The 12,731-nt window shown below is 43.1% G+C and carries 8 protein-coding genes; 3 read left to right on the plus strand and 5 right to left on the minus strand.

Annotation, left to right across the window (positions count from 1 at the left end):
- The first annotated feature begins 142 nt into the window (after positions 1 to 142).
- The gene (locus V7L01_RS32680) at positions 143 to 1,162 is read left to right on the plus strand and encodes a chemotaxis protein CheB (protein ID WP_335042419.1); all 1,020 of its coding nucleotides are present in this window, start codon (positions 143 to 145) and stop codon (positions 1,160 to 1,162) included.
- A gap of 323 nt (positions 1,163 to 1,485) precedes the next feature.
- Positions 1,486 to 7,734, plus strand: a complete 6,249-nt coding sequence (locus V7L01_RS32685) for an ATP-binding sensor histidine kinase (protein WP_335042422.1) — start codon at positions 1,486 to 1,488, stop codon at positions 7,732 to 7,734.
- Positions 7,735 to 7,794: 60 nt separating this feature from the next.
- Here V7L01_RS32685 and xseB read toward each other — a convergent pair whose 3' ends face one another.
- From xseB to V7L01_RS32705, 4 genes are read right to left on the minus strand one after another with little or no spacing between them, the layout of a single operon-like run.
- Positions 7,795 to 8,028, minus strand: coding sequence for an exodeoxyribonuclease VII small subunit (xseB, locus tag V7L01_RS32690; protein WP_335042424.1), 234 nt, complete (start codon positions 8,026 to 8,028; stop codon positions 7,795 to 7,797).
- Entirely contained in the window at positions 8,021 to 9,289 is a 1,269-nt protein-coding gene (gene xseA, locus V7L01_RS32695) for an exodeoxyribonuclease VII large subunit (RefSeq protein WP_335042426.1), read from the minus strand. The genes xseB and xseA overlap by 8 nt, the downstream gene beginning before the upstream one ends.
- 60 nt (positions 9,290 to 9,349) lie before the next feature.
- A complete protein-coding gene (locus V7L01_RS32700; protein ID WP_335042428.1) occupies positions 9,350 to 9,631 on the minus strand; it encodes a type II toxin-antitoxin system RelE family toxin in 282 nt (93 codons plus the stop codon).
- Entirely contained in the window at positions 9,618 to 9,911 is a 294-nt protein-coding gene (locus tag V7L01_RS32705; RefSeq protein ID WP_334721689.1) for a type II toxin-antitoxin system Phd/YefM family antitoxin, read from the minus strand. The genes V7L01_RS32700 and V7L01_RS32705 overlap by 14 nt, the downstream gene beginning before the upstream one ends.
- A 352-nt stretch (positions 9,912 to 10,263) precedes the next feature.
- Between V7L01_RS32705 and recA the strand changes: the two genes are divergently transcribed.
- On the plus strand, positions 10,264 to 11,343 hold the full coding sequence (gene recA / locus V7L01_RS32710; protein ID WP_335042431.1) for a recombinase RecA: 1,080 nt from the start codon (positions 10,264 to 10,266) through the stop codon (positions 11,341 to 11,343).
- Positions 11,344 to 11,599: 256 nt separating this feature from the next.
- Here the strand turns inward: recA and V7L01_RS32715 are convergent, their stop codons facing one another.
- Entirely contained in the window at positions 11,600 to 12,322 is a 723-nt protein-coding gene (locus V7L01_RS32715; protein WP_335042476.1) for an FHA domain-containing protein, read from the minus strand.
- Positions 12,323 to 12,731 lie beyond the last annotated feature (409 nt).

A 12,731-nucleotide genomic window follows, 5' to 3' on the forward strand; every position in this document is an offset into this window, starting at 1 on the left:
TCGTCTAAAGTTATATTCCTCAAATGCAAAATAAATCCTCTGAAAGCTAGGTGAGCAAATTCTTTGGCTGCGTTATTCTCAATACTGGCAGTAAATGTGCTTTTGTTGCCCACGCTGCTATGTTGGTGAAATCATTACATTAATGCTTGAATACAATATTATTGTCGTTGGAACATCAGCAGGCGGAGTTGAGGCGCTAACTTATCTAGTCAAGCACTTGCCACCCGATCTCAATGCTGCTGTGATTATAGTTCTTCATGTATCCAGTCACAGCACGAGTGTTCTGCCAAAAATATTAAGTCGCGCTGGTAACTTACCAGTGTCTCACGCTCAGGACGGCGAAGCTATCGTTCGTGGTCGGATTTATGTTGCTTTGCCTGACTACCACTTACTGGTAGAACGAGGATATTTGCGTTTGACGCGGGGAGCAAAAGAAAACCGTAGTCGTCCCGCTATAGATACATTGTTTCGCAGTGCAGCGCGAACCTATGGGCAGCGAGTAATTGCTGTGCTGCTAACAGGTATGCTTGACGACGGCACAGCGGGATTACTGGCTGTAAAAATGCGGGGTGGTGTGGCAATTGTCCAAAATCCCGACGATGCTTTGTATCCTGATATGCCACGGAATGCGATCGAAAATGTAGAGGATATTGACCATATCGCGCCACTTTCAGATATTCCTTCTATTTTGATAGGTTTAGTTAATATACCAATGGAAATAGAACCAGAAAATCCCATACCTAGCAAGATAGAGTTTGAAACTGAAATAGCGCAATTGAATTTAAAAGCAGTAGAAAACGAAAGCGATCGACCTGGTAAACCATCAACCTTTGGCTGTCCTGACTGCGGTGGTATCCTCTGGGAAGTCGAAGAGGGAAATTTGTTGCGCTTCCGGTGCCGCACGGGTCATGCATATTCAGCAAAAACTTTGCTGGCCACGCAGTCTGATGCCATAGAGGAGGCGCTATGGATCGCTTTGAGGGCATTGGAAGAGAAAGCTTCTTTATCACATCGTATGGCTTCAAGGATGGAGGCTCACAACCAAACCTTGGCGGCACAAAGATTGAAAGAGGAGGCGCAGTCTGCCTGGGAGCGCTCTGCCATTATTCGAGAAGTGCTCTTAAAGGACAATGCAAACACAGGTGCTGATACTGAACAATAAGGGACTTCTAAATAAAAAAATATACCATCGCTATAGAGGCAAGGGGGGCAGGGAGCAGGGAGCAGGGGGAGGGAAGGTCGTAGTGAAGTCCAGAAATTGGATAATTTATTTTTTGGAGTTCCCTAATCCTCTTTCCTGCCAAACCGTATTGGTTCCACAGCCAACTCCGCCGCAGAGCGATGCCTGCGGCGGGCTGCGCCTACGCTAACGTGCAGTTTCTCATACAAGCGATACATCTAAAAAGTAAAGAATTGCCAAAATTTGTTACACAAAATGCCATGTGGGGAATTCTAACTTGAATAAAAGAATTCCCTGAAAAAGTGATGAGCGCAAAAGTGGATATAACTGTGAGACTGGTAGGCTACCAAATTAGAGAGCAACTATACTCAGGTTCGCGCACACTTGTGTATCGGGCAGTCAGAGAAGCAGATAACCAAGCAGTTGCGCTCAAGCTCTTAAAACGGGAATACCCCAGCTTCAGCGAACTAGTACAGTTTTGTAACCAATATGCGCTGACCAAAAACTTAGACAGTCCTGGGATTATTAAGCCCTACAGCCTAGAACCTTATAATAATGGGTATGCTTTGGTAATGGAAGATTTTGGTGGTGTATCACTGCGGCAATTTACAAAAGAACAGCCGCAACACTTAGACCAATTTCTACTTATAGCCCTACAACTGACAGATATTCTCCACCAGTTACATCAACAACGGGTAATTCATAAAGACATTAAACCCGCTAACATTCTAATTCACCCGGATACCAAGCTATTAAAGCTGATAGACTTCAGCATTTCCTCCTTGTTACCGAGAGAAACCACCGAAATCCAAAATCCCAATGTCCTGCAAGGGACTCTAGCTTATCTGTCACCAGAACAGACAGGACGCATGAACCGGGGAATTGACTACCGCAGTGACTTCTATTCATTGGGAGTAAGTTTCTTTGAGCTACTGACAGGAAAAGTGCCTTTTGATTCTCAAGACCCGATGGAGTTAGTGCATTGTCATATTGCAAAAGTTCCTCCTAGCGTGTGCGATATCAACTCTGAGATCCCTTTGGTTGTGGGAGAGATCGTTCGCAAGCTGATGGCGAAAAATGCCGAAGACCGCTACCAGAGTGCGTTGGGACTAAAACATGATTTGCATCTGTGCATAAAACAACTGAACGAAATAGGGAAGATTGAGCATTTCCCGATTGGAGAGCGAGATATAAGCGATCGCTTTGTAATCGCAGAAAAACTCTATGGCAGGGAGCAAGAAGTCAAAATATTACTAGAAGGATTCGAGCGGGTTGCCAATGGAACATCGGAGTTCATATTAGTAGCGGGATTCTCCGGCATTGGTAAAACGGCAGTAGTGAATGAAGTACATAAGCCGATTGTCCGGCAACGAGGCTACTTTATCAAAGGCAAGTATGACCAGTTCAACCGCAACATTCCCCTCAGTGCCTTTGTACAAGCCTTCCGTGACTTGATGGCGCAGTTGTTAGGCGAAAGTGATACCCAATTAAAGCAATGGAAGAGGGAGATTCTGACAGCGTTGGGGAAAAATGCTCAAGTAATTATCGAAGTAATTCCTGAATTAGAGCAGATTATCGGGCAACAATCTCCAGTTGTGCAACTTTCAGGTAATGCTTCCCAGAACCGTTTTAATCTGTTGTTCCAAAAATTTATTCAAGTATTTACCACAGTTACACATCCCTTGGTGATATTTTTAGATGATTTGCAATGGGCAGATTCAGCATCGCTGAACTTGATTCAGGTGTTGATTGCACAAAGAGAACGCGGTTTCATGTTATTGATTGGTGCATATCGCGATAATGAGGTGTCGCCGGCTCATCCGTTGACCTTGAAGTTAGAAGAAATCAAGAAAGCTGGGACTACAGTCAATACAATCACACTGGCTCCCTTGAGTCAAGAAAGTTTAAATTCGCTAGTTACAGATACATTGCAATGTCCAGCAGCGATCGCTCAACCTTTAACCCAGCTAGTCTATCAAAAAACCCAAGGGAATCCATTTTTCAGCACGCAGTTTCTCAAGGCACTACATGAAGACGGAGCCATTGAGTTCGATCCTCAAGTTGGGCATTGGCAGTGTGATATTGGTTATGTGCGATCGCTCTCTTTAAGAGATGACGTGGTAGAGTTCATGGCAGTGCAGTTGCAGAAGTTGCCAGTTACCACTCAAAATGTCCTGAAACTGGCAGCGTGCATTGGTAACTCTTTTGATTTAGCAAGGCTGGCAATTGTCTATGAGAAGTCGCAAGCTGAAACTGCTACTGACTTGTGGAAAGCCCTTCAGGAAGGAGTAGTGATTCCCAGCAATAATATTTACAAGTTTTATCAGTCCAAATCAGAGTTGTTGATTGAGGAGAATAAACAGAGCAAAGCAGATAATAAAGCGATCGTTTTTTACAAATTTCTGCACGATCGCGTCCAACAAGCTGCTTATTCTCTGATTCCCGATAACCAAAAACAACTGACGCACTTAAAAATTGGCCGATTGCTTTTAAGTGTAATGAGCGAAACGGAAAAAGAGGAAAAAATCTTCGAGATTGTTAATCAATTAAATAAAGGAGCCGATTTAATTGTCTTAGAAACAGAACGCGAGAGATTAGCAAGGCTAAATCTAGCTGCTGCACAAAGAGCGAAATCTGCAACCGCTTACGTCGCCGCAATTGAATACGCTACTAAAGGCATAGAACTTCTCACGGTAAATTGTTGGCGGCAATGCTATGATTTAACGTTAGCTCTCCATGATTTAGCCGCAGAAGTAGCCTGTCTCAGCGGTGATTTTAAGCAAATGGAGCGGATAGTTGACGAGGTAGTGCAAAATGCTCGTCAATTACTAGATAAAGTAAAGGTCTATGAAGTGAGAATTTTGGCTGATGTAGCCCAGAGTCAACAGCCCAAAGCTATTAAAACCGCTCTTTCTGCTTTGAAATTATTTGGAGTGTCGTTTTCAGAGCAGCCGACTGACGCAGATATAACTGAAAGTTTGCAACAGACTCAAGATGTATTAAAAGGAAAACATTTAGAAGATTTCTTGGAACTGCCAGAGATGAAAGACTTGCAAGCTCTGGCAACAATCCGAATTTTAGCGACTGTGACAGCAGCAGTCTATCAAGCGGTTCCAGAATTACTGCCGTTAATCGTGTGCAAGCAGGTTAGGTTATCAGTTGAATATGGTAATGCTGCGGTATCAGCACAGGCTTATGCTTGGTATGGAGTAATTTTGTGTGGTATAGGAGAAATAGATTTAGGCGATCGCGTTGGTCAACTGGCAATGGAACTACTATCACGCTTCGAGAGTAGAGAATTTAAAGCCAGCACGATTAACATGGTTTATCCCTTCGTCAAGCCCTGGAAACATCATATTCAAGATTCACTCGCTCCTTTGCTCGACGGATATCATAGCGGTCTGGAGATCGGTACTTTAGAATATGCTGCCTACTGTGCCTACAATTATTGTTCGTTGTCCTATTTTCTCGGAAAAGATTTGTCAATCTTAGAACCGGAGATGAAGGTTTATACTCAGGCATTGGCTCAACTCAAACAGGAAGTTGCTCACAATTATCTGAGAGTCTTTTACCAATCCGTTTTAAATCTACTGGGACAGAGTAAGTGTGCTTGGGAAATTCAAGGTGTAGTCTATGACGAACAAATGATGTTGCCCAAACATCAGCAGGCTAACGATCTGTATGCAATGGGAACACTGTATATCAACAAACTAATTCTTTGTTACTTGTTCAATGAGTGGGAGCAAGCAACAAAAGTAGCAGTTGATGCCAAACAATATTTGAATGGTGTATCCGGCTGTTTCATGATTCCGGTATTTCACTTTTACGATTCTTTGACCCATCTGGCAATGTTACCCAATGCCCAAGGTAAGGAATGCGATCGCTTACCCCAGGAAGTTGTTGGCAACCAGAAGAAGCTGAAAGAATGGGCAAACCACGCCCCTACAAACCATTTACACAAATTTTATTTGGTTGAAGCAGAGCAGTATCGGGTATTGGGGCAGAAGTATGAAGCAATGGATTACTACGATCGCGCGATCGCCTCCGCCAAAGCAAATGCATATATCCAAGAAGAAGCACTAAGCAATGAACTTGCAGGCAAATTCTACCTCGACTGGGGCAAAGAAAAACTCGCCAAAGCATATATGCAAGAAGCGTACTACTGTTACGCCCGTTGGGGATCTAAAGCTAAAGTTGCCGATTTGGAACAGCGCTATCCTCAGCTTTTAGCCGCAATTGTGCAACAACCGCAACCTTTACTTAGACTATCTGACACAATTTTTGCCCCATCTTTTAATTCTACCCAAACCTCTAGCTCAAGCAGTATTTCAGAATTACTCGATCTGACAACTGTTCTCAAAGCCTCTCAAACTCTTTCTGGTGAAATTGAATTAGAAAAACTCCTAATGATGCTGCTTCAGATAGTGATTGAAAATGCTGGGGCAGAAAAATGCGTGTTAATGCTGCTGTGGAGCGATTCGCTACGCGACACCAAAGGCGAACGCTTGCTGATTCAAGGCAGTGTCAGCGCTAATACTCAACCCATCGTTCTGCAAAGAATTCCAGTGGAGGAAAGCGAGGAAATTCCTCTGAGAGTAATCGATCGCGTCAAACATTCCTTACAACCTCTGGTGTTGTCAGATGCAACAACTCATCCAGCCTTTGCCAGCGATAGTTACATTTTGAACCAACAGCCAAAAAGCATCTTGTGTAGTCCGATTCTCCATCGAGGTGAATTCGCAGGTATCCTCTATTTGGAGAATAACTTGACAACTGGGGCATTTACTAGCGATCGCATCGAACTGCTTAACCTGTTATGTGCTCAAGCCGCCATTTCTCTAGAAAATGCTCGCCTCTATGAGCAGACACAACAAACACTGACAGAACTGCGTGCCAGTGAAGCCCGCTTCCAGAAGGTGGCTGATAATATTCCAGGCTTGGTATTCCAATTCCTTCTGACTGCCGATGGCTCTTCCTCAACACCCTACGTCAGTTCGGGTTGCTATGACCTATATGAGGTCGATCCAAAGGCTGTGATGGCAGGGGTACACAACATTCACCTCATGGCGCATCCAGACGAACGCTCAACGCTAGAACAGTTAGTTGCTGATTCTGCTCGAATGTTAACGCCTTTTAATCACGAGTGGCGAATTGTGACTCCTTCCGGCAAGATCAAATGGATTCAATGTGTTTCTCGCCCAGAACTGCAAGCTGATGGCTTGGTTGTATGGGATGGGGTGGTGATTGATATTAGCGATCGCAAACGCGCCGAAGTCGAACGTCAAGCTGCCAAAGCTGCTCTGCAAACTTCTGAGAAAAATCTCCGCACTATTTTTAATAGCGTTAATAATGCCATCCTTGTTCACGACTTGAATGGTGTGATTTTGAATGCTAACGATTCGACCTTAAAGCTCTATGAACTAGACAAAGAGAAAATTACACAAATCTCTGTCTTGGAACACTGTTCTGCTCCCGATAATCCCTTTCACCTTACTCCAGACTTTTGGGCAAGGGCATTAACTGGAGAAACCGTTAACTTTGAGTGGAAAAGCAAAACATTCAGGGATGGTAAAGTTTTTGATACCGACATCACACTTACCAGAATTATTCTGGATGGTAAAAAGGTGATTCTTGCCAATATCCACGATATTAGCGAACGCAAACGCGCCGAAGCCCAATTGTACCAGCGCACAGCAGAACTAGAGCAAATCCTGCAACAACTCCAGCACACCCAAACCCAGATGATTCAATCGGAGAAAATGTCAGGATTGGGGCAACTGGTGGCAGGTGTTGCCCATGAAATAAACAACCCAGTTAACTTTATTTTCGGCAATCTTAGCCATGCAAATGAATATACCAAAAATATAATCAGACTCCTAGAACTTTATCAGAAACATTACCCAAACCCCCATTATGAGATTCAAGAAGAAGCCAACGCAATGGACTTGGAGTTTATAGTAGAAGATTTACCCAAACTTATTTATTCCATGCGAGTTGGAGCAGAACGCATTCAAAAAATTGTTGTCTCTCTACGCACTTTCTCCCGCATGGATGAAGCCGAGATGAAAGAAGTCAATATTCATGAGGGTATTGATAGCACATTGATGATTCTGCAACATCGGCTGAAAGCGAAACCTGACTCTCTTGGCATTGAGATTGTCAAAGCTTATGGAGAGTTACCGTTAGTCGAGTGCTATGCCGGACAACTCAACCAAGTGTTTATGAATCTATTGAGCAATGCTATTGATGCGCTAGAAGAAGCGAATACTCAACACCAACTTTTAACTCCTACCATTACGATTTGCACTGCTTTGGTAGAAAGCAAACAAGTTGTCATTAAAATCACAGATAATGGCCCCGGAATTCCTGCTGATATTAAGCAAAGATTGTTCGATCCATTCTTTACTACAAAACCTGTCGGTAAAGGCACAGGTATGGGACTTTCCATAAGTTATCAGATTGTGGTTGAAAAACACAAAGGAACATTGCAGTGTGTTTCCAAACCGGGGCAGGGAGCTACATTCATCATCATAATTCCAATTTGCCAATCCTGAGCAGACTGTTTGTTTGCTCAAGCGATCGCCGATCGAATTCTTTTAGAAAAACATAGTGGTTCATTCATCACTTAAAGTTTCAATCAACAAATCTACCTGTTGCTGTCGCTGCTGCAAAAAACTTTCGCACTGACGCAAATACTCAACAGCACTTGCAAATTGCTCAAACACCGCTTCCAATTCCAACTCACCCGATTCAATCCGAGCGATGATTCCCTCTATTTCAATAACCTTTGCCTCATAATTCCAACCCTCCATCGAATCAGAACTAGAAGCATTTTTACGTTTAACCATCAACCTCTCTGTGCCCTCTGTGCCTCTGCGGTTCGTTTACTTCCACAACCTTCACTTTAACCCCACCTAGCCCCAACTGAATCACTAACTCTTGCCCCACAGCCAACTGAGCCGCAGAACGAGCGATCGCTCCATCTTCCTTTCTCACCACCGCATAACCACGCTGTAACACCGCTTTCGGGTCAAGACTTGCCAACTTTTGCCGCAACAATTCTAGATGCTGGGTTGCTTGCTGCGATCGCCCCGTCGTAATTTGCACCAATTGCTGACGCTTCCAAGCGAGCTTTTCCACTTCCTGCTGCACTTGCCGATCTAACCGCAAACGTCGCAAACGATTCCGCAATACTTGCAGTTTATTCTCAGCAGTTTCCCCAAAGTCATGCACCGCCTCATTTAAAGCTACAACTCGCCCCCGATGCTCAGTATACAATTCTGAAAGTGCTGGCACAACCATTTCCGCTGCCGCAGTCGGTGTATGTACACAAGCATCTGCAACTAAATCTGCCAAAGATTCATCTCGTTGATGCCCGATACCAGTAATTACAGGAATAGAACAAGTAGCCAGCGATCGCACCACTCGTTCATCATTAAAACAAGCCAACTCCTCAACCGCGCCACCACCCCGCGATAAAATTAGCACTTCGGCGCGTCCATCTCTTTCCACCCGCTCAATTGCTTTAACGATGGATTCCGGTGCTTGCTCGCCTTGTACTGTAGCCGGAGAAAATAGAACGTGTAAACCTGGATACCTTTGCTTGAGAGTTTTTTGAATATCACCCCAAGCAGCCGCCGTTGCTGAAGTGACAACAGCGATCGTTTGGGGGTGAGTGGGGAGCGATCGCTTTCTTTGAGCATCGAACAACCCCTCAGCCAGCAAACGATTTTTTAGTTGTTGATAGCGCAACGCCTGTAAACCAACACCAGCAGGTAGAGTCTGCCAAACTGATAACTGATACTCTCCCCGTTGCGGATAGACGCGAATACTGCCCAAAATGATTATTTGCTCGCCAGGAACGGGTATTTGGGCGAGTTTTGGTAATTGGCTATTCCATACCACACATTTAATTCCGGCGGTGCGATCGGTATCTTGCAGCGTAAAAAATAAACCACTGCGATGGTGGTTAGCGCTGGAAACTTCGCCAGTTACCCAAACTTGCCGCAATTGTTCGTCTTGCTCTAACAGCAAGCGGATATAGTCAGTTAATCCAGATACTGAAAGTGCTGTATCGAGAATGAGAGAGTCGGGAAAGTCAAAAGTCATCAAACATGGCTGAAAGCATTTGTGCTGGAGAGATTCTAGCATTTTAATGAAAACCAAAGGTTAACCCAGTAAACGCTTCAATCTTTTGTAGACATCATCATCATTGCGCTTACCGACTAAAATCACTTCTATTAAATCGCGATCGGGAAAATACCTATAAATAATTCGATATTCACCACTATCAACTCGATATAAACCCTGATAACCAGATAGCTGCTCACTATCAGCGGGTAAAGGCTCAACATTCAAAGCCAAAACCTTTTTTGCAATCTGTGTTGCTATTTTAGGCTGTAAACCGTTGAGAAAATCAAGAACAGTTGCTAGACCATCAAGCTTCGCCATTAGCTAAATGCTCTAATGCAGATGTAAAAGCCTCTGTACCAATCATTTTGGACTGACTCAGAGCAACTTCAGCAGCTTGACCGAAAACCATATCCTCTAATTCTTCCAACCGATTAATTAATTTTTGGTAGCTCTCTGCTGAAATAATCACATGGCTAGGCCGTGATTGCTTGGTTAGTAGAACTGGCTCAGTAGCAGCCTTATCAAAAACCTCACCGTGTTTGTTACGAGCATCTGTGAGAGTGTAGGTCTGCATAGCAATTTTGACTATTTTAGACATTTTGACTATATTTTAGCAGATAACTCTTCTCATCTCAATTTTGGCTCAATATAATACTCCAAAATCAAGCAGTCTAACTATGTACACTGCGTAAGGTCAGTTGTTTAGGTAATTTTTTCTTTAAAATCCCTTGCTTACCCAGCCAAAAAAGGCTATCTCTGAATGCAAGTTGGTATCATTGTGCAAGACTACCCTAATTTGGTAGCGATCGGGTTACGATCTTGTCATATCCCTTTTTTGATTTGAGAAGTCCTATTCCAGAATTTTCTGGTTAAAATAGTATATCTGTTCTACTCAAACTCCCAGAGCAACACTCCTTAAAACCATATATTTAGAGGCATTAGAGGCAGAAATGGCTATCAACACCGATACTTCAGGCAAGCAAAAAGCACTGACTATGGTGCTCAACCAGATTGAGCGCAGCTTTGGTAAAGGAGCAATCATGCGCCTGGGCGATGCTACCCGGATGCGGGTGGAGACCATTTCCAGTGGGGCGCTTACCCTAGATTTAGCATTGGGTGGTGGTTTACCCAAGGGTCGGGTAATTGAAATTTATGGGCCGGAAAGTTCCGGTAAGACAACAGTAGCGCTACATGCGCTCGCTGAAGTGCAAAGAAATGGCGGTATTGCTGCCTTTGTTGATGCTGAACACGCCCTTGACCCTACTTATGCTGCGGCATTGGGTGTAGATATTGACAATTTGCTGATTTCCCAACCTGACACTGGCGAATCAGCTTTGGAAATTGTCGATCAGCTTGTTCGCTCTGCTGCTGTTGATATTGTAGTAATTGACTCAGTAGCAGCACTGGTTCCCCGTGCTGAAATTGAAGGCGATATGGGTGATGCCCACGTTGGTCTGCAAGCACGGTTAATGAGCCAAGCCCTACGTAAAATTACTGGCAATATTGGTAAATCTGGTTGTACAGTAATTTTCATCAACCAGTTGCGGCAAAAAATCGGTGTTACTTACGGTAGCCCAGAAACGACTACTGGCGGTAACGCATTGAAATTTTACGCTTCGGTGCGCTTGGATATTCGCCGAATTCAAACCTTGAAAAAAGGTACAGATGAATATGGTAATCGCGTTAAAGTCAAAGTCGCCAAAAATAAAGTAGCGCCGCCTTTCAGAATAGCGGAATTTGACATTATTTTTGGTAAAGGTATTTCTACCTTGGGTTGTGTTGTTGACTTAGCAGAAGAAACTGGCATTATTGTCCGCAAAGGAGCTTGGTATAGTTACAACGGCGATAATATCTCCCAAGGACGAGATAACGCCATTAAGTATCTAGAAGAAAAGCCTGAATTTGCTGAAGAAATTAAGAAACTGGTGCGAGAAAAGCTAGATAAAGGTGCTGTTGTTTCTGCTAACTCTGTAGCTAAAGCCAGTGAAGAAGATGAAGAGGAAGACGTCGATTTAGAGCCAGAAGAATAAGGAATGCGGATTTATCTGCAACTTTTAATATGTAGTGGGTTACATAGACAGCTAACCCACCTTTTGCAAAGTATTGATGAGTTATAGCAAGCCTAAGAAAATGATTGCCGCTATATGACGAGCAATCATTTTATTTTTATGGCTTTTGTTATTGGAATCAGTTAAAAGAAGGCGCACAAAATGTTGTGCCCTACGAGTTGTGTATATTTAATGCAATTGAAAGATTGCTATAATTTCCAATTTTTTAGCTGGGATTCTATGGTATTGGTCTGCTAAAAAAGCGGTCTAAAATTTCTGATTTTTGTTCTGAACTGAAGTTGTCATACCAATGTTCAAACTTCTCAACTAGCTCAGGATTTCTGAAAATCTCTGAATTATCATCTGGTTTTTCAGTCAAAGGTTTTGGTCTGTCCCGAAGATAATCAAGTATTTCTACTTGATTATCGCTCTTTCGATGCGTAAGTTGCATCAATAACTCCATTGCTACAGTTGGCAAAACGCGGCACGAATAATTCGCGAAAAAGCTAAAAGTCAGACTCCCTAGACGGATGCGATCGCCATCTTTGAGCTTGATCGGTTCAAAAGCGCGATCGCCATTCACAAACGAGCCATTGGTGCTGTTGAAATCAATTAAGTAGAAACCTCGATCGTCAATATGTTGAATAGCAGCGTGGCGACGAGACATATGACTATCAGTAATGCAAATACCACTGCTGCTACTACGACCTATCGTCCAGATTTGCTGTGCCTGCCGTAAACTTTGGGTCTGATTGTCGCACAAATTAGTCATCAAATAAACAGCAGAAGTATCCACTACACCATGTACGTAACATCCCTTTACTCTCGTCAACGACGGTTGAGATAGATTTTCTAGCTGAAGAATTTCATCTAGAAGGCTGCTGTGATGTTCATACAACTTGAGGAATACCTGATATAAAGTTAATCGCCGTTCTATTTCCGTTTGTGCAAAGTCAGCCATTATACGTAAACCTTGTATTACCTGATTTCGGTTATGAATATTCTGCTTTACCATACAATCAGGGATAATTGATTTTTCACTTTCTGCTGCCATCTAAAAATTTCAGTGGCTTAAAAGCGTTAGGTTTTACAAGTTTTAGGTGCGAGATTCCCTGTTCTTTGTAGCCATGAAAAGCATAGAAATGATTTAAAAAAGTATTATTATCCTTTATTGTTTATTGTAAATAATCATTTGATATTTGTAACACATAAAAACCATGAAGATTTGATGAAAAGTTACTAAGCATCTGCGTATTTTCGCTATATAGCTGGATCTTTATTAACATTTGCGAGAGCGATGTCTATCGCTCAACCTAACGATTACAGCAGTTTTCTTTTTATGAGTGAGGTAGAAAATGCAGCACTCACGC

The organism is Nostoc sp. (genome assembly GCF_036917095.1).
Taxonomy (GTDB): domain Bacteria; phylum Cyanobacteriota; class Cyanobacteriia; order Cyanobacteriales; family Nostocaceae; genus Nostoc.